This window comes from Ferribacterium limneticum (assembly GCF_020510565.1).
In the GTDB taxonomy this organism is placed as follows: Bacteria; Pseudomonadota; Gammaproteobacteria; order Burkholderiales; family Rhodocyclaceae; genus Azonexus; species Azonexus limneticus_B.
The window spans coordinates 3,674,240-3,690,904 of the sequence record NZ_CP075189.1 but is presented as its reverse complement, the minus strand read 5'-3'; the positions used below and the strand labels follow the sequence as shown (position 1 = coordinate 3,690,904).

At 62.3% G+C, this 16,665-nt stretch carries 18 protein-coding genes; 13 read left to right on the top strand and 5 right to left on the bottom strand.

All coding sequences use genetic code 11. The features are described 5' to 3' along the window. Nucleotides 1-52 precede the first annotated feature (52 nt). Together KI610_RS17725 and KI610_RS17720 are read right to left on the bottom strand one after the other, a co-directional pair. Complete coding sequence (locus tag KI610_RS17725) at nt 53-1,276, bottom strand: exo-beta-N-acetylmuramidase NamZ family protein (RefSeq protein ID WP_226496268.1); 1,224 nt, start codon at nt 1,274-1,276, stop codon at nt 53-55. Beyond that, complete coding sequence (locus KI610_RS17720; protein WP_226496267.1) at nt 1,273-1,842, bottom strand: DOMON-like domain-containing protein; 570 nt, start codon at nt 1,840-1,842, stop codon at nt 1,273-1,275. The genes KI610_RS17725 and KI610_RS17720 overlap by 4 nt, the downstream gene beginning before the upstream one ends. A 149-nt stretch (nt 1,843-1,991) precedes the next feature. Between KI610_RS17720 and KI610_RS17715 the strand changes: the two genes are divergently transcribed. Genes KI610_RS17715 through KI610_RS17695 form a run of 5 tightly spaced genes read left to right on the top strand, consistent with a single transcriptional unit; the run spans nt 1,992 to nt 5,788 of the window. After that, nucleotides 1,992-3,356, top strand: coding sequence for a TrpB-like pyridoxal phosphate-dependent enzyme (locus KI610_RS17715; RefSeq protein WP_226496266.1), 1,365 nt, complete (start codon nt 1,992-1,994; stop codon nt 3,354-3,356). 4 nt (nt 3,357-3,360) lie between these two features. Beyond that, nucleotides 3,361-4,143 (top strand): hypothetical protein, encoded by a 783-nt coding sequence (locus KI610_RS17710; protein WP_226496265.1) that lies wholly within the window; start codon nt 3,361-3,363, stop codon nt 4,141-4,143. Beyond that, nucleotides 4,140-4,763 (top strand): dephospho-CoA kinase, encoded by a 624-nt coding sequence (coaE, locus tag KI610_RS17705; protein WP_404827424.1) that lies wholly within the window; start codon nt 4,140-4,142, stop codon nt 4,761-4,763. Before KI610_RS17710 ends, coaE begins: the two co-directional genes overlap by 4 nt. 60 nt (nt 4,764-4,823) lie before the next feature. Next, entirely contained in the window at nt 4,824-5,582 is a 759-nt protein-coding gene (zapD, locus tag KI610_RS17700) for a cell division protein ZapD (protein ID WP_226496264.1), read from the top strand. After that, nucleotides 5,582-5,788, top strand: coding sequence for a DNA gyrase inhibitor YacG (locus tag KI610_RS17695; protein ID WP_226496263.1), 207 nt, complete (start codon nt 5,582-5,584; stop codon nt 5,786-5,788). Before zapD ends, KI610_RS17695 begins: the two co-directional genes overlap by 1 nt. Before the next feature lie 73 nt (nt 5,789-5,861). On the opposite strand, the gene KI610_RS17690 is transcribed toward KI610_RS17695, so the two are convergent. Together KI610_RS17690 and KI610_RS17685 are read right to left on the bottom strand one after the other, a co-directional pair. Continuing rightward, the gene (locus KI610_RS17690; protein WP_226496262.1) at nt 5,862-6,806 is read right to left on the bottom strand and encodes a Nudix family hydrolase; all 945 of its coding nucleotides are present in this window, start codon (nt 6,804-6,806) and stop codon (nt 5,862-5,864) included. Beyond that, nucleotides 6,803-7,693 (bottom strand): ATP-binding protein, encoded by an 891-nt coding sequence (locus KI610_RS17685; protein WP_226496261.1) that lies wholly within the window; start codon nt 7,691-7,693, stop codon nt 6,803-6,805. The genes KI610_RS17690 and KI610_RS17685 overlap by 4 nt, the downstream gene beginning before the upstream one ends. 46 nt (nt 7,694-7,739) lie before the next feature. Between KI610_RS17685 and mltA the strand changes: the two genes are divergently transcribed. The 4 genes from mltA to KI610_RS17665 all read left to right on the top strand — a co-directional run bounded on the left by mltA (nt 7,740) and on the right by KI610_RS17665 (nt 11,910). Beyond that, the gene (gene mltA / locus KI610_RS17680; protein ID WP_226496260.1) at nt 7,740-8,966 is read left to right on the top strand and encodes a murein transglycosylase A; all 1,227 of its coding nucleotides are present in this window, start codon (nt 7,740-7,742) and stop codon (nt 8,964-8,966) included. 159 nt (nt 8,967-9,125) lie between these two features. Continuing rightward, on the top strand, nt 9,126-10,328 hold the full coding sequence (locus tag KI610_RS17675) for an ammonium transporter (RefSeq protein WP_226496259.1): 1,203 nt from the start codon (nt 9,126-9,128) through the stop codon (nt 10,326-10,328). Nucleotides 10,329-10,547: 219 nt separating this feature from the next. Next, nucleotides 10,548-11,468, top strand: coding sequence for a hypothetical protein (locus KI610_RS17670; protein WP_226496258.1), 921 nt, complete (start codon nt 10,548-10,550; stop codon nt 11,466-11,468). Nucleotides 11,469-11,751: 283 nt separating this feature from the next. After that, nucleotides 11,752-11,910, top strand: a complete 159-nt coding sequence (locus KI610_RS17665; RefSeq protein ID WP_226496257.1) for a hypothetical protein — start codon at nt 11,752-11,754, stop codon at nt 11,908-11,910. Nucleotides 11,911-11,978: 68 nt separating this feature from the next. Here KI610_RS17665 and KI610_RS17660 read toward each other — a convergent pair whose 3' ends face one another. Continuing rightward, nucleotides 11,979-12,566 (bottom strand): OmpA family protein, encoded by a 588-nt coding sequence (locus tag KI610_RS17660; protein ID WP_226496256.1) that lies wholly within the window; start codon nt 12,564-12,566, stop codon nt 11,979-11,981. A gap of 190 nt (nt 12,567-12,756) precedes the next feature. On the opposite strand from KI610_RS17660, the gene KI610_RS17655 reads away from it, so the two are divergent. The 4 genes from KI610_RS17655 to KI610_RS17640 all read left to right on the top strand — a co-directional run bounded on the left by KI610_RS17655 (nt 12,757) and on the right by KI610_RS17640 (nt 16,647). Next, nucleotides 12,757-13,755 (top strand): sulfate ABC transporter substrate-binding protein, encoded by a 999-nt coding sequence (locus tag KI610_RS17655; protein WP_226496255.1) that lies wholly within the window; start codon nt 12,757-12,759, stop codon nt 13,753-13,755. An 89-nt stretch (nt 13,756-13,844) separates the two neighbouring features. Next, entirely contained in the window at nt 13,845-14,720 is an 876-nt protein-coding gene (gene cysT / locus KI610_RS17650; protein WP_226496254.1) for a sulfate ABC transporter permease subunit CysT, read from the top strand. After that, the gene (gene cysW / locus KI610_RS17645) at nt 14,717-15,580 is read left to right on the top strand and encodes a sulfate ABC transporter permease subunit CysW (protein WP_226496253.1); all 864 of its coding nucleotides are present in this window, start codon (nt 14,717-14,719) and stop codon (nt 15,578-15,580) included. Before cysT ends, cysW begins: the two co-directional genes overlap by 4 nt. Then, nucleotides 15,580-16,647, top strand: coding sequence for a sulfate/molybdate ABC transporter ATP-binding protein (locus KI610_RS17640; protein WP_226496252.1), 1,068 nt, complete (start codon nt 15,580-15,582; stop codon nt 16,645-16,647). The genes cysW and KI610_RS17640 overlap by 1 nt, the downstream gene beginning before the upstream one ends. The last annotated feature ends 18 nt before the right edge of the window (nt 16,648-16,665 follow it).

Sequence of the window (16,665 nt, the reverse complement as noted above, 5' to 3'; positions counted from 1 at the left end):
TTGCGTCTGGTGATTTGCCAGATATTTTATTCCAGATGGAATGACCGGGTGGTCATATCTCACGGTAGAGAATAAATTTCCGGCGCGCTTCCTGCCACGCCGCTTCGTCGGGGCAAGTCAGGCGATCGAGATCGTCGGCCAGCGTGGCCGGATCGTCGACCCATTCGCGCAGCAGCGGCGAGCCGTTGATGAGATCGATGGCCAGGCGGTCGTGTTCGTACTCGTAGGCGAAGTCGCGCCATAGCGGGTAGTCCGGGTAAAGCCGGCGGATGGCCTTGAAGGCGAGGGCCTGAATGCGCCAGGGTTTGAAGGCGGCATGGTCGTAGTACGGCCCTTCGCAATGGATCTGGATGCCGTGATTGAGCTTCCCGGCGTGCTTGTGGAAGGTCGGTTCGAACCAGCATTCGCGCAGCTTGCAACCGGCCAGCCAGTGCGGGGCGAAGGCGTGCATTTCGGCGAGTACGGCGCGGGCGTCAATGTCCGGGGCGCCGAATAGTTCGAGCGGGCGGGTCGTGCCGCGTCCTTCGCTCAGGGTCGCGCCTTCAAGCATGACGGTGCCGGCGTAGGCGCGCGCCATCCACAGGTTGGGGGCGTTCGGGCTGGGGTTGATCCAGGTGCGTTCGACTAGCGGCCAGCCGTAGCCGGGGGCGGCGTCGGGTTGCCAACCTTGCATGGTGACGACTTGGTAATCGACGTCGAGCTTGAGCGTGGCGATAAACCAGTGGCCGAGTTCGCCCATGGTCAGGCCGTGGCGCATCGGCATGGGGCCGGCGCCGACGAAGCTCTCCCAGCCGTCGCGCAGGGTCAGGCCTTCGACGGGGCGGCCGGCCGGGTTCGGGCGGTCGAGGACCCAGACGCTCTTGCCATGTTTGGCGGCGGCTTCAAGCACGTAGCGCAGCGTCGTGATGAAGGTGTAGATGCGGCAGCCGAGGTCCTGCAAATCAACGAGCAGGACATCGAAAGTGTCCATCATGGCGGCGGTCGGCCGGCGCACTTCGCCATACAGGCTGAAGATCGGGATGCCGAGTTGCGGGTCGAGAAAGTCGGGTGACTCGACCATGTTGTCCTGTTTGTCGCCGCGCAGGCCGTGCTGCGGGCCGAAGGCGGCGCTGAGTTTCAGATCGGGCAGGGCAGCCAGGGCGTCGAGCGAATGGGTCAGGTCGGCGGTCACCGAGGCCGGATGGGCGAGCAGGGCGATGCGCTGGCCAGCCAGCGGGCGGCGCAGGGCGGGGTCGGCGATCAGGCGGTCGATGCCGAAGAGGACGGTCTGGGTCATGGCGTGTTTCGCTTCAGGGTCAGGGCAAAGCTCTGACGGACGTGGAAATCGGGCTGGGCGGCGCAGTGGGCCAGTGCCCAGTAACTCTTGCTGCCGTCGGCTGCTTCGATGACGGCGGTGAGGCCAAGGTGCAGCGTATTGCCGGTCGGCAGCAGGGCAGCGGGGAGGCTGGCGCGCAGGGCGAAACCGTCGGCCAGCGGGGTGAAGCTCAGTTGCGGCTCGGCGGTGGGGGCGAAGGCCTCGTCACGCTCCCGGTAGCCGGTGAAACGGTAGGCCGCCCACTGGCCGGAGGGCGAAAAATTGAATTCGCGATAGCCGGCGTCGGCTTCGGCCACGAAGGCTTCGCAGCAGGTGTGCTGCCACAGGCCGTCGGCCGGGCCGGGCGGCTGCGGCGCGGGAAGGCGGAGAGCCGACGGTGGGCAGGTGACGCGGTAGTCCAGCGTCAGGTCACCATCGGCCGTCATCGCGGCAGTGACTTCGATGCCACAGGGCTGCGCAGAAAGGGCGGCCGGGTGGCTGAGCAGGGTGGCAATCGTCGGGGCGGACAAGGCAGGGGCGGGCGTCAAAATGGTCGGCAGCCGGTACTTTAACTGCTTGTTTCGGTGCTTGTTACGGTCAACCGGAAAAAACGGCCAAAATCGAGACGCACCCTTGGTCGGCGAATGCTTTTGGAGTAAGTTACCGCCTTTCAGAAAACACTTTCCGGGAGAGAAAAGTGACACCGCTGCGGATCAACCTAGAACAAGAAGACATTCCAACCCACTGGTATAACATTGTTGCCGACCTGGCCAACCCGCCGGCCCCGCCGCTCGGGCCCGATGGCAACCCGGTGCCGCCGGAAGCAATGGGCGCGATTTTCCCCGGCCCGATTCTCGAGCAGGAAATGTCGGCTGAGCGCTGGATCGCCATTCCCGAAGAGGTCCGCCAGATCTACGCCCTGTGGCGCCCGGCGCCGCTCTGCCGCGCCCTGCGTCTGGAGCAGGCGCTCGGCACGCCGGCCAAGATTTTCTACAAATACGAAGGCGTCTCGCCGGCCGGTTCGCACAAGCCGAATTCGGCCGTGCCGCAGGCCTATTTCAACAAGATCGCCGGCACCAAGCGGCTGACCACCGAAACCGGCGCCGGCCAGTGGGGCTCGTCGATTGCCTTCGCCGGCCAGATGTTCGGCCTGCCGGTGCGCGTCTACATGGTCAAGGTCAGCTACGAGCAGAAACCGTTCCGCCGTTCGATGATGCAGACCTGGGGCGCTGAAGTCTTCGCCAGCCCGAGCAACCTGACCAACGCCGGCCGTGCCGCGCTGGCTGCCGACCCGGACAACCAGGGCTCGCTCGGCCTGGCCATTTCGGAAGCCGTCGAGGAAGCTGCGGCTGATCCCGGCACCTGCTACACGCTCGGCTCGGTGCTCAACCACGTGCTGCTGCACCAGTCGGTCATCGGCCTTGAGGCCAAGAAGCAGTTCGACAAGATCGGCCTCTACCCGGACGTGATCTTCGGGCCGTGCGGTGGCGGTTCCAGCTTCGGCGGCATCGCCTTCCCCTTTCTGGCCGACAAGGCAGCCGGCGACAAGCGCGCCACCAACCTGCGCTGTGTGGCAGTCGAGCCGACTTCCTGCCCGACGCTGACCAAGGGCCACTACGCCTATGACTACGGCGATGTGTCCGGCTACACGCCGATCATGAAGATGTACACCCTCGGCCACGACTTCATGCCGCCCGGCATCCACGCTGGTGGCCTGCGCTACCACGGTGATTCGCCGCTCGTTTCGCAACTGCTCCACGAGGGCCGGATCGAGGCGCTGGCCGTGCCGCAGATCGCGACTTTCGAGGCTGGCGTCCAGTTCGCTCAGGCCGAAGGCATCATTCCGGCGCCCGAGTCCTGCCACGCCATCCGCGCCGCCATCGACGAGGCCTTGAAGTGCAAGATCACCGGCGAGGCCAAGACCATTCTGTTCAGCCTGACCGGCCACGGCCACTTCGACATGGCGTCCTACGACAAGTATTTCTCCGGCAAGCTCGAAGACTACGATTACCCGGAAGCCGCCATTGCCGAATCGCTCAAGCATTTGCCCAAGGTAGGCTGAATCCGTGAAAGCGCTCGTCTTCCTGCTCGTTCTCGCCAACCTGCTGTTCTACGCCTTCAGCGAAGGTTACTTCGGGCGGCCGGACAATCCGGATGCCGGGCGTGTCGAGCAGCAGGTTCTGCCCGAGCGCATGCGCGTCGTCTCGCGCGGCGAGGCGCCGGGGACGCCGCTCGTCAAGCCCACGCAGGTCGTTCCGAATGGTGCGCCGGCTACGGAAACGCCGGCGCCGGGGAGTGTAGAGGGAGACAAGCCAGCTGCGACTGAAGCGGCCCCGGAAGCCAAGGCGGAGAAGGTTCAAGTCGCCGGCGTCGCCGAAGTGGCTGACAAACCGCCGATCTGCCTGACCTGGCGCCCCCTGCCGCTGGCCGATGGCGAGCGTCTGGCCGCGCTGCTGGCCAAGCGTTTTGGCGATTACAAGGTGACCCGGAAACTGGTCGCCTCGGAAGGCAATGGCTGGTGGGTGTTCATTCCGCCGCTGCCCAGCAAGGCCGAAGCGGAAAGGAAATCCACCGAATTGCGCGAACTGGGCGTGACGGAGTTTTTCATCGTGCAGGATGAGCTCAATCGCAATGCCATTTCGCTCGGCGTCTTCTCCTCCGAAAAGGGCGGGCAGGACAAACTGGCCGAGTTGAAAGCCAAGGGCGTCCGCTCGGCGCAGGTTGCGCCGCGTCCGGGCAAGGACAGTTTGGTTACGTTGCAGGCGCGCGGCCCGGTCGGCGACAAGGTCGAGCTGATCGGCGCGGTCGGCCGCCTGCTGCCCAAGGCCGACACGCTGGCCTGCAAGTGAGCCAATACGTCGTCGGCCTGACCGGCGGGATCGGCAGCGGCAAAAGCACGGTCGCCGATCTCTTCGTCGCACAAGGGGCGGGGCTGGTCGATACTGATGCGATTGCCCGCGAATTGACCCTGGCCGGGGGGGCGGCGATGCCGGCACTGACGGCTGAATTCGGCCCGGAAGTCTTGGCGGCCGATGGCGCTCTCGACCGCGTAGCGATGCGCCAGCTGGCTTTTGCTGATCCGTCGGCGAGAAGCCGGCTTGAAGGTATCCTGCACCCGCTGATTCGCCAGGTTTCGGCCGAACGCTGCAAGTCCGCGACCGAGCCCTACGTCATTCTGGCCGTGCCGCTCCTCGTCGAATCCGGAAATTACCGGCAACGCTGCGACCGAATCGTCGTCGTCGATTGCCCGGAAAGCCTGCAAATAGAGCGTGTCATGGCGCGGAACGGGTTGTCGGCGGAAGAGGTCAAAGCGATCATGGCCGCCCAGGCGACGCGCCAGCAACGGCTGGCCGCGGCCGATGATGTCGTGGTCAACGATGGGGATCGGGAAAAAATTGTCGGACAAGTCAAAATCCGCCACGCAAACTATCTAGCACTTTTGGCTGAAAAACTTAAAGCAAGCTGTTGAGATTTGAATGCAAATGGCTCAGAATAAACAAAATTTTCCGTTTTCTCGGACACCGGCCGCGTGATCACCTACGAATACCCGTTTAATGAACGCATCCGCACGCTGCTGCGTCTGGAAGATTTGTTCGAAAAAACGGCGTATTTCGCCCAGGAAGACGGCCACATGGAGCATCACGCCGCGCTCCTTTCCCTGTTCGAAATCCTTGAGGTGGCCGGTCGCGCCGACCTCAAGATGGACCTCATCCAGGAACTCGAGCGGCAACGGCAAACCCTGCTCGCCTTCCGCAACAACCCCGAAATTTCTGAAGAAGCGCTGTCCGGCGCCCTCTATGAAATCGAACAATCGTCGGCCGCGCTGCTCGGTATGACCGGCAAGATCGGCCAATACCTGCGCGAGAACGATTGGCTCATGGGCATCAAGAGCCGGGCCGCCATTCCCGGTGGCGTCTGCGAATTCGATCTGCCGTCCTACCACTGGTGGCTGCACCGCCCGGCCGATGTCCGGCGCAGCGCGCTGGAGGGCTGGACCAAGCCGATGCTACCCTTGCGTGATGCGGCGACCATCGTCCTGCGCCTGCTGCGCTCGAGCGGTCGCCCGAAAAGCTACTCGGCGACCAACGGCCAGTTCCAGCTCAATCTCGGCGGCTCTGCGGCGCAGATGGTCCGCGTCACGGTCGGTGTCGACGAACAGGCCATTCCCGAAGTCAGCGCCAACAAGTATTTCCTCAACATCCGTTTCACCAAGCCGCCGGCCGGTGAGCTCAAGGCGCGTAGCTGCGAACGCGACGTTCCCTTCGACCTGACCTTCTGCAATCTGTAATGGCTGTGCGCAAGGTCCGCTGTCCGCAATGCGGCGATGACGCCATCTGGGCCCCGGAAAATCCGTGGCGCCCGTTCTGCTCCGAACGCTGCAAACAGATCGACCTCGGTTGCTGGGCCAGCGATTCGTATCGCATCGGCGGCGCGGTCAGCGATGAAGAGGCCGGGACGCCCGGCCTCGACTTTCCGGATCAGCCGACGCGCTGAATCTGGTCGTTCCGGTGACTTCCACGGTCAACCGGAAATTTTGCCCAAAATTGAAATGCCCAGACAGCCAGGCTTACCAGCCGCGCATCAGCGCGATGCCGTGGGCGCCATGTTGCTGTGCTTCCGGCAACATGGTCGGCAGCATGCCGCCCAGCGCCAGCACGGGGAGCGTGTTGCCGGCCAGTTGCCGGGCGAACTCCGGCCAGCCGAGGCCTGGGGTTTCGGGATGGCTGGGCGTCGGCAGCACCGGGCCGAGCAAAGCGTAATCGAAGCCAAGTTCGCCGGCGCGGGTGATTTCCGCCGCGCTGTGGCAGGAGGCGCCGATCCACGTGAAATCGGGGCGCTGCGTGCAGGCGGCCAGCTTGATCGACGACAGATGGATGCCGTCGGCGCCAACCTTCCGGGCAATCTCCTCGTCGTCGTTGATAACGACGAGCGCACCATGGCTGTGCGCCAGCCGGCAAACGGCTTCGGCGAACCACAGGCGTTGAGCTGGCGGCCAGCCCTTGTCGCGTACCTGGATCAGCCGCAGCCCGGCCTGGAGCGCCTCTTCCAGCCGTTCCAGCTGGCGTTCCGTGCCCTCGTCCTCGGCGTTGGTGATGGCCATCGTGGTCGGCAGCGACAGGGCTTTGAGGATCGGATCGTTGGCAGGCAGGATGGGGGCGACGGTGGCTGCGTAGCCCGTCCGTTGCCATTCGACGGCTGAGTGTTCAAGCGGCGCCGTGATGCCGATTTCGCCGTCCCACGCCGTGACCCGCCAGAAATTGAGGCGCACCGTGGCGTGCGGGTAAGTGAATTGCCGGGTCAGCCATGGCGAGCACGCGGTGACGGTGATGCCAAGTTCCTCCTGCAATTCGCGGATGAGCGCGTCGCGGATGCTCTCGCCGGGCTCGACCTTACCGCCGGGGAATTCCCAGTAGCCGGCGTAAACCTTGCCTTCAGGGCGCTGGGCGAGCAGGAATTCGCGGCCGTCGGCGCGCAGCATGACGGCGGCGGCGACTTCGACGATCTTCGTCACTTGGTTTTCTTTCGCGATGCTTTCTGGCGCCCGGCCAGGTCGCGGGCAAACTGCCAGGCGACGCGCCCGGAGCGCGAGCCGCGGCTCAGCGCCCAGTTCAGCGCCTCGCGCTCGCTGGCGGCAATGACCTCTTCGCTGACGCCAAGCTGGCGCGCCCAGTGATTGGCGATGGCCAGATAGTCGTCCTGGCTGAACGGGTAGAAGGAAATCCACAGGCCGAAACGTTCGGACAGCGAGATTTTTTCCTCGGTGGTTTCGCCGGGGTGGATTTCGTCATCGACGCGATGCGTTTCGAGATTTTCCGAGAAGTATTCCGGCATCAGGTGGCGGCGGTTCGATGTGGCGTAGATCAGCACGTTGTCGGGCGGCGCGGCGATTGAGCCGTCGAGCACCGATTTGAGCGCCTTGTACGCCGTCTCGCCGGCCTCGAAGGACAGGTCATCGCAAAAAATGATGAATTTTTCCGGTCGACCGTCGACCAGATCGACGATGTCGGCCAAATCGATCAGATCCTCCTTGTCCACCTCGATCAGGCGCAGGCCCTTGCCTGAGTATTCATTGAGCACGGCCTTGACCAGCGACGACTTGCCGGAGCCGCGCGTGCCGGTCAGCAACACGTTGTTGGCGGTCTTGCCGGCGACGAACTGGCGCGTGTTGGCGGTAATGCGCTCTTTCTGATCGTCGATGTTCTCGAGATCGGACAGGCGGATCGGGTGCGGATGGCGCACCGCCTGCAACCAGCCGCGGCCATTGCTCTTGCGCCAGCGGAAAGCGACGGCCGATTGCCAGTCCGGCGCCTGTTGAAGCGGCGGCAGGGAGGCTTCGAAGCGGGCCAGTACCGCTTCGGTGCGGGCAAGCAGACGTTCCAGGGAGGGAGTGTTGGGCATGGTGGCAGGTATACTTCGCGGCAAATTGCGAACTCTAGCGAAACCCATGCGAAAAATCCAAACGGCAGCCCTTTTATTTCTCACCTTGCTGGCCGGCTGCTCGACCGTGCCGCCCAGCGTCGCGCCGGCGACTTGCGCGCCCTGTCCAGCCTGTGCCGCCTGCCCAACGCCCGTGCCTGTCGCGCCGACGCCTGCGCCAACAACCCCTCCTGTTTTCACGCGCTCGTTTCATCCCGCTGGCTGGGGTGATCTGCCCGGCTGGGCCGCTGACGATGTGGCCGCTGCCTGGCCCGCCTTCCTGCAGTCCTGCCGCGGTGTCGGCAGCAAGCCGAATGGGGCCGGCTGGAAGCGTGTCTGCGATCTGGCGCGGGTGGCGGATGGCAAGCCGGGTCACGATCCGCGCCGTTTCTTCGAGCAGCATTTGAAACCCTATGCCGTCGCCAACGGTGATGGCGCCACGAGCGGCATGATCACCGGCTACTACGAACCGCTACTACAAGGCAGCCGCTCGCGTAGCAAAGGCTACGAGCAGCCCGTGCGCGGCGTGCCGGACGACCTGCTGACCATAGATTTGTCGGCGGTCTTTCCCGAGCTGAAAGACAAGCGCGTGCGCGGCCGGCTGGAGGGCAACAAGGTCGTGCCCTATTGGTCGCGGGCCGAAATTGCGGCGCGCGGCGAAAAACTGCCCGGCAAGACCCTGCTTTACGTCGACGACGCCGTCGAGCTGTTCTTCCTGCAGGTCCAGGGTTCCGGCCGCGTCCGACTGGCCGATGGCAGCGTGGTTCGTCTCAATTACGCTGACCAGAACGGGCATCCCTACCAGTCCATCGGCAAGGCGCTCGTCGAGCGCGGCGAACTGAAACTCGAAGAAGCATCGATGCAGGGCATCCAGGCTTGGGCGCGGGCCAATCCGTCACGCCTCGACAACCTGCTCAATACCAATCCGAGCTATGTTTTCTTCCGCGAAGTGGCGAACAGCCAGGACGGTCCAATCGGCGCCCTGGGCGTCCCGTTGACAGCCGAGCGCAGCATCGCCATCGATCCGCGTTCGGTGCCGCTCGGTTCCCCGGTCTTCCTGGCGACGACGCGGCCGAATACGGCAATGCCGATGAATCGGCTGGTCATGGCGCAGGACACTGGCGGCGCCATCAAGGGCGCGGTGCGAGCCGATTTCTTCTGGGGTTTCGGCAAGGAAGCCGGCGAGCAGGCCGGGCGGATGAAACAGAATGGCCGGTTGTGGGTTCTTTTACCGGTCGAGCTTGCCCCGAAATAAGGCGCTGGCGCACCGTTAGTGAGCGCGCGCCTGTAATTCGGCACTCATATGGTGCGATTGAACTGTTTTGGTATTTGGCAATGCACTGATTTATAACAATATTGGCGCACTGGAATGGTGCTTGCTTCCTGCCTCCCCATTCTTTGATTGGGGTGATTCATGGAAACGGTTCAATCCAGTAGCAACGTGTTGTTTATCCTGCTCGGCGCCATCATGGTGCTGGCCATGCACGCAGGCTTTGCCTTCCTTGAGGTCGGCACGGTCCGCAAGAAAAACCAGGTTAATGCGCTGGTCAAGATCCTCAGCGATTTTGGCGTATCCACCGTGGCCTACTTCTTCGTCGGCTACAGCATCGCCTACGGCGTCAATTTCTTCAGCGGCGTCGAGACGCTCATGGAGAAAAATGGTTTCGAACTGACCAAGTTCTTCTTCCTGCTTACCTTCGCGGCAGCGATCCCGGCCATCATTTCCGGCGGCATCGCCGAACGGGCGAAGTTCAACCCGCAACTGATCGCCACCTTCATGCTCGTCGGTTTTGTCTATCCCTTCTTCGAAGGCATTGCCTGGAATCAGGCCTTCGGCGTCCAGGCCTGGCTCAAGGCCACCTTCGGCGAGGAGTTCCACGACTTCGCCGGCTCTGTCGTCGTCCATGCCATGGGCGGCTGGATCGCCTTGCCGGCCGTGCTCCTGCTCGGCGCGCGCCACGGCCGCTACAGCAAGGACGGCCGGATTTCAGCGCACCCGCCTTCATCCATTCCCTTCCTGGCGCTCGGTGCCTGGATCCTGACGGTCGGCTGGTTCGGCTTCAACGTCATGAGCGCCCAGACCCTCGACAAGATCTCCGGCCTGGTTGCATTGAATTCGCTCATGGCCATGGTCGGCGGCACGCTGGTCGCGCTCGTTGCCGGCAAGAACGACCCGGGCTTCCTGCACAATGGGCCGCTGGCCGGTTTGGTCGCTGTTTGCGCCGGTTCGGATCTGATGCACCCGATCGGTGCACTGGTCGTCGGTGGCGTGGCCGGCGGACTGTTCGTCATGATGTTCACTTTGGTGCAGAACCGCTGGAAGATCGACGATGTGCTTGGTGTCTGGCCGCTGCACGGGATGTGTGGTGCCTGGGGCGGCATCGCCGCCGGAATTTTCGGCAGCAAGGCGCTGGGCGGGGCAGGCGGCATCACCTTCATGCCGCAACTGATCATGACCGCGATGGCCATCGCCGTCGCCTTGATTGGCGGCGCGCTGGTCTATGGCACCCTCAAGGCGACCATGGGTTTACGCCTTGATCAGGAGGAGGAATACGAGGGCGCCGACCTCAGTATTCACCGGATTACGTCTACGCCGGAGCGCGAACCGAACTGGTGATTTTTTGAACTGAAACAATCAAGTCCGTTGGATTGACAGGAGGGAGCCGGGAGGCTCCCTTTTCAATTGGAGGGCCAAAGCGGCCACCTTGCGACTGCTGCAACTCCTTGAGGGAACAGCTGTCATCAAGGGGACTTTGGCGTGCGGTCTGCAATTTGCATTTGGCATGTCGCCCGGGGTAAATTTGACGCCTTTCCGCCTGACTTGAGGAGTTTCAAAATGCGCCAGCTGGCAAGGGTCGTTCTCGTTTGCGCTGTGTTTTGTGCTTCTCTGGTTAATGCTGAGCCTGTCGCGCTTGGTCTGCGGCTTCAGGAGGGCGCGACATACAACTGGGTTTCTGTAAACGAGCGAGCCACCGACTCAGCCAAGGGGAAGCAAGCTTCCAAAGCGACGACGCCTTTCTCTCTCCTGGTTCTCAGAGCAAGCAAGGATGCTTTCCTGCTTGAACTCGGATATGGCAAGAGCGAACTGGCCATGCCGGCGGAGAATCCCGAGGCTCAGCGATTTTTGAATGATGTCCAGGAAATCGTCCAGTCCCTCAAGTTCCGGGTCGTCGTGGATAACCGCGGCCAGATTCTGGACCTGCAAAATTTCGAGGAGGTTCAGGCTGCCGTCAAGAATCTCATCGACAAGCTCGCTGCTTCCACCAGGAATGGTCTGCCGGAGCAGGTGAAAGCCCAGTTGCAAGCGATGTTCAGTACCAAGCAGGCTATCGTGGGCGCGATGCTCAAGGACTTGCCGCTTCTCTTCGTTGGTGCTTCGGCAGATCCCAATGCCAAAGCGCCGATCAGGTTCGAGTCTGAAATGCCTAATCCATTTGGCGGCGCCCCATTCAAGACCTCGGGTGTAACAACAGTTTCGAGGCTGCCTGAGAACAAGCACATCCTCAAGCTGGAAACCCGGCAGTCGGTCAAGGCCGAGTCGGTTGCTCAGCTGATTTCCCAGATGGCGCAAGGAAAAATGAACAAAGTCGACGAGGAGAACATGAGGAAACAGCTAAAAGGCATGAGTATCAAGGACAGCCTGAAGGCAACTGTTGACCTCAACACCGGCTTGTCCAGTCAGGTCAGGTTCGTCAGAACGACGACTCTGCAAGATACTAAACGGGTCGATACCAAGGAGTTCTCGCTGGTTAACTAGGCCGCGGGATGGGCTTGGTAGAGCGCTCGCACTGGCGAGGGCTGTCATTGCCGGCGCTTTGCAATTCAATTGCTTACCTTCCCGGCGCCTGAGAGATTTGATTGCTTGTCTTCCTGCCAAAATTGAGCGGCCCGACTTGCTCGGGCCGTATTTGTCAACAGCTGTGATTTTCTTCACTGACCGACTTTTTGCTTGGCCATATCCTGAAACTGAAGCGGGGCAGTTGAGCTCCCCGAACGATGGCGAAGCGAGGTGTGCGATGGTCGTGAAAAATGAGAAACGGATGGGGCGCGACCGCCGAGCCCTGGAATCCGGCCCGCCAAACGGCTGGCGTGAGCGGCGCAAGAGTGTGGAGAGGCGGCGTCTCGAAGTCGATGAAATTCCGTTTTCGGAATGGCTGGCGTATCGGCCGGTTCGGGCCGAGAGCGAAACGCAAAAATAATCCGGATCGCAAAATGGAAAAAGGCCTCGCCGGATTGCGAGGCCTTTTTGTTTATGCGCAGGCGGAGGCTAGTCTTCCCGTTCGTAAACTACGTCGGAACGGCGATTTTCAGCCCACGACTCTTCGTCATGACCGGTTTTTTTCGGGTTGCTGGCGCCCAGGGTTTTGATACTGATCTGCTTTTTCCTGGCGCCATGGCTGGCCAGTGTGGCGCGCACGTTTTCGGCGCGCTTAAGACCCAGCTGGTGATTGTAAGCAGCGCTGCCGCGTTCGTCGGCATTGCCTTCGATGCGCACGCGGGCCTTCGGGTGTTCGGCCAGGTAGTTCGCGTGGGCGCGTAGCGCCGGGTCGTAGTCGGCCTTGATGGCGGCGCTGTTGAGGTCGAAATAGACGCTGCGCTGGGTGCGCAGGCCGACCGGGTCCATCTTGATCGGCGCTTCGGGCGTCGGGCTGGTGGCCAGTGGTGCCGGGTTGGTCGCCGGCAGGCTCGAACCCGGTTGCAGTTCGGCGGGAACCGGCTTGCCGAGCAGGCCGGGGTGCACCTTGAGCGGGCCGCTTTGCGAGATGTGCTTGCTTGGCGGAATCTCGGCTTTAAAGGCGGCGCAGGCGGTAAGCGTTGTGGAAAGGAGGAAAGCGATAGGCAGGGAAGCGCGCATCTTGTTTTTTCGGCGGCGTGAGGAAGCTCGAATCATAGCCCCTCGTATGGTCGGCGAATAGTCTTGTCGGCGGATGGGGGGTGGCGAGCGCAAGGTGAATTTGTTTTCTGGAATAAGTAAATTCACATTTCATCTTTGTGGTTATAAGTGGGTCGGATAGATTCGCTTTCATTGTCCTTCGAGGTGAACCATGACCCATTTCCGCAAATCCATTGTTTCCGTTCTGCTGTCGCTGGTGGCGTGTGCCGCACTGGCCGACGCCACCTTGCTCAATACGTCCTACGACGTCGCCCGCGACGTGTACAAGGATTACAACCCGTTGTTCCAGAAATACTGGAAGGCGAAGACGGGCGAGAGCCTTGAGTTGAAGCAGTCGCATGGTGGTTCGAGCAAGCAGGTGCGGGCTGTGGCCGATGGCCTTGAGGCCGACGTGGTGACCATGAACCAGGCCAACGACATCGAGTTTCTGGCCGACAAGGGGCTGGTCGCCAAGGACTGGGCGAAGAAATTCCCGAACAATGCCTCGCCTTACACCTCGACGATGGTTTTCATCGTCCGCAAGGGCAACCCGAAGGCGATCAAGGACTGGTCCGACGTCGCCGGGCCGGGCGTCCAGATGATCATTCCGCATCCGAAAAACACCGGCAACGGCCGCAACACCTACCTGTCGGCCTGGGCCTGGGCGCTCAAGCAGCCGGGTGGCAGCGATGCCAAGGCGCAGGAATTCCTCGGCAAGCTGCTCAAGAATGCGCCGCTGTTTGCCGCCGGTGGCCGCGATGCGACGACGACTTTCATGCAGCGCAAGATGGGTGACGTGCTGATCACCTTCGAATCCGAAGCCGAAATGATCGCCAAGGAGTTTGGCAAGGGCGAATTCGAAGTGGTCTATCCGAGCCTGACGATGCAGACTGAATTCCCGGTCGCGCTGGTCGAGAAGGTCGTCGACAAGAAAGGCACGCGCAAGCAGGCGCAGGCTTACCTCGAATATCTGTGGTCGAAGGAAGGTCAGGAAAATGCCGCGCAGAACTATCTGCGGCCGCGTGATGCCGAGCTGTTGAAGAAATATGCGGCTTCCTTCCCTGCCGTGAAGACCTTTACGGTCGATGAAGTGTTCGGTGGTGCCAACAAGGCATTTGCTGCCCACTTCAAGGATGGCGGCAGCTTCGACCAGATTTACGTTGCCAAGTAAGCGGTGACGCAACCGTCGGGCGGGCTGCTTGAACTGCGGTCCGGCCTGTTCCCACGGTCAACCGGAAATTTTGGCAAAAATTGAAATCCATGGCTGCAAAAACTCACCGCGTGTTGCCCGGCTTTGGCCTGGCGCTGGGCTACACACTGGTCTATCTCTCGATCCTGATCCTGCTGCCGCTCGGTGGCATGATCCTCAAGGCCTCCGAACTCGGCTTCGGGCAGATCATCGACATCGCCCTCGGCGAGCGCTCGCTGGCCGCCTTTCGCGTCACCTTCGGCGCTTCGTTTCTGGCCGCGGCGATCAACGCCTTCTTCGGCCTGATCGTCGCCTGGATACTCGTGCGCTACCCGTTTCCCGGCAAGCGCTTCGTCGATGCCCTGGTTGATCTCCCTTTCGCCCTGCCGACGGCCGTCGCCGGCATCACGCTGGCCACGCTGTACGCTGGCAATGGCTGGCTCGGCCAGTATCTTGAGCCGCTCGGCATCAAGGTCGCCTACACGCCGCTCGGTATCGTTTTTGCGCTGACCTTCATCACGCTGCCCTTTGTTGTGCGCACCCTGCAGCCGGTGATTGAGGACATCGAAACCGAAGTCGAGGAGGCCGCCGCCTCGCTCGGTGCTTCGCGCTGGCAGACCTTCGTCAAAGTCATTTTCCCGGCCATTTTCCCGGCCCTGCTCACCGGCTTTGCCCTGGCCTTTGCCCGCGCTGTCGGCGAATACGGCTCGGTCATCTTCATCGCCGGCAACCTGCCGCTGGTTTCAGAAATCACGCCGCTGCTCATCATCTCCAAGCTCGAGCAATACGACGTGCTCGGTGCCACGGCGCTGGCCGTGGTCATGCTCGGCCTGTCCTTCATCCTGCTGCTCAGCGTCAATCTGCTGCAATGGTGGACGGCCAATCGCCACAAGAACAGCGAGCCGCTCGAAGTCACGGCGGCCAAGGCGAGCGGGGTGGCGGCATGAAATCAACACGCGCCACGCAGGAACCGGTCTGGGTTCGCTACGGCTTGCTGACCGTCGGTCTCGGCTTCCTGTTCTTCTTCCTCGGCCTGCCGCTCGTTGCCGTATTCGTCGAAGCGCTGGCCCAGGGCGTGCCGATCTACATCGAAGCCCTGAAAGAGCCGGAAACCGCCTCGGCCATCGGTTTGACCATCGGCATCGCGCTCGCCGTGCTGCCCTTCAATATCGCCTTCGGCGTCGCCGCGGCGTGGGCCATCGCCAAGTTCGAGTTCCGCGGCAAGAGCCTGCTCATCACGCTGATCGACCTGCCCTTTGCGGTCAGCCCGGTGGTCGCCGGCCTGATCTTCATCCTGCTCTTCGGCTCGCAGGGGACTTTTGGTCCGTGGCTCTCCGAGCACGACATCAAGATCATCTTCGCCGTCCCCGGCATGATCCTCGCCACGCTGTTCATTACCTTCCCGTTCATCGCCCGCGAACTGATCCCGCTCATGCAGTCACAGGGCAAGGACGAGGAAGAGGCTGCGGTGTCGCTCGGTGCCTCCGGCTTCCAGATGTTCTGGCGCGTCACGCTGCCCAACATCAAGTGGGGCCTGCTCTATGGCGTGATCCTGTCGAATGCACGGGCGATGGGCGAGTTTGGCGCCGTGTCGGTGGTTTCCGGCCACATCCGTGGCGAAACCAACACCCTGCCGCTGCACGTCGAAATCCTCTACAACGAATACAACGCCATCGGCGCCTTCGCCGCGGCGTCCATCCTTGCCCTACTGGCGCTCGTCACGCTGGTCGCCAAGACCATCGTCGAGTGGCGCATGAAAAAAGAAACCGAAATGCTGAACGCGGTGCTGGCACCGGAGAAAACCTGATGAGTATCGAAATCCGCAACATCTCCAAGCGCTTCGGCAATTTTGTCGCGCTTGACAACATCAACCTCGATATCCCGACCGGCGAACTGGTCGCCCTGCTCGGCCCTTCCGGCTGCGGTAAGACGACCCTGCTGCGCATCATCGCCGGCATGGAAAGCGCCGATCAGGGGGAGATTCTGTTCTCAGGTGCCGAAGCCACGCACCTGCACGCCCGTGATCGCAATGTCGGCTTCGTCTTCCAACACTACGCGCTGTTCCGCCACATGACGGTGTTTGAGAATGTTGCCTTCGGCCTGCGCGTCAAGCCGCGCAAGGAACGGCCGTCGGACGCCGATATCAAGCGCCGGGTCATGGAGTTGCTCGGCCTCGTCCAGCTCGACTGGCTGGCCGACCGCTACCCGTCGCAGCTGTCCGGCGGCCAGCGTCAGCGTATCGCGCTGGCCCGCGCACTGGCTGTCGAACCCAAGGTCCTTCTGCTCGACGAACCCTTCGGCGCCCTCGATACCAAGGTGCGCAAGGAACTGCGCCGCTGGCTGCGTCGCCTGCACGACGACATGCACATTTCCAGCGTCTTCGTCACGCACGACCAGGAAGAGGCGCTGGAGGTCGCTGACCGCGTCGTCGTCATGAATCACGGCAAGATCGAGCAGATCGGCTCGCCGGACGAGGTCTATTCCAGCCCGGCCTCGCCCTTCGTCTACCAGTTCCTCGGCAACGTGAACGTCTTTCACAGCCGTCAGCAGGGCGCCTACGCCGAGGTCGAGCGCGGGGAAGCGGCTGAAAAAGCGACCGCCTTCGTCCGTCCGCACGATATCGACATCACCCATCAGCCGGCCGAGGATGGCTTGCAGGCGACCGTCCAGCACGTCCATCCGATCGGCCCGGTGGTCCGTATCGAACTGCTGCACGGCAGCGAGATCGTCGAAGTCGAGTTGTCGCGCGAGCGGCATGAATCGCTGCAACTGGCGGCCGGCCAGTCGGTGTGGTTCCGGCCGCGCCAGATGAAGGTGTTCGGTGCTGATGCCTTGCCACGGTCAACGCCGGAAAAGCAGGCATTTTTGTTCTGATCCAGATCGGGGAAGGGC